The sequence below is a fragment of the Bacillus sp. FG16 genome, from assembly GCF_057809515.1.
In genome coordinates, this window is the sequence record NZ_JBMDKC010000358.1 from 1 (window position 1) to 404 (window position 404).

At 36.9% G+C, this 404-nt stretch carries 1 protein-coding gene; it reads left to right on the forward strand.

Features of this window, described 5'->3' with window-relative positions; translation table 11 throughout:
• Positions 1 to 383: terminase TerL endonuclease subunit (locus ACODS7_RS32730; protein ID WP_488828731.1), on the forward strand; the 383-nt coding region annotated here is incomplete at its 5' end.
• Positions 384 to 404: the final 21 nt, after the last annotated feature.

Consider the following 404-nt stretch of genomic DNA (forward strand, 5'->3'; position numbering starts at 1 on the left):
AAAAAGATCATAAATTTAAGATTAAAGAAATATGTGCCGATCCATGGAACGCAACGCAATTCATGCAAGACATGGAAGCGGAAGGGTATACGATGATAGAAATACGTCAAGGTATGGCAACTTTATCAGGTCCTACAAAAGATTTTAGGGAACAAGTGTATTTAAAGAAAGTCATCCATCATAACAATCCTGTATTAAATTGGGCAACGAGTAATGCGATAACAAAACAGGATGCGAACGAAAATATCATGCTGGACAAGTCAAAAGCAACAGAAAGAATCGATCCGATTGCAGCTGTCATTAACTCACATGTTCGATGTATGCTGGGTTCTGGTGAAATGGACTTAAATTCCTATATTTTAAGTCAAGATTTCTCATTCTAGGGGGAATTACATGCGATTCTT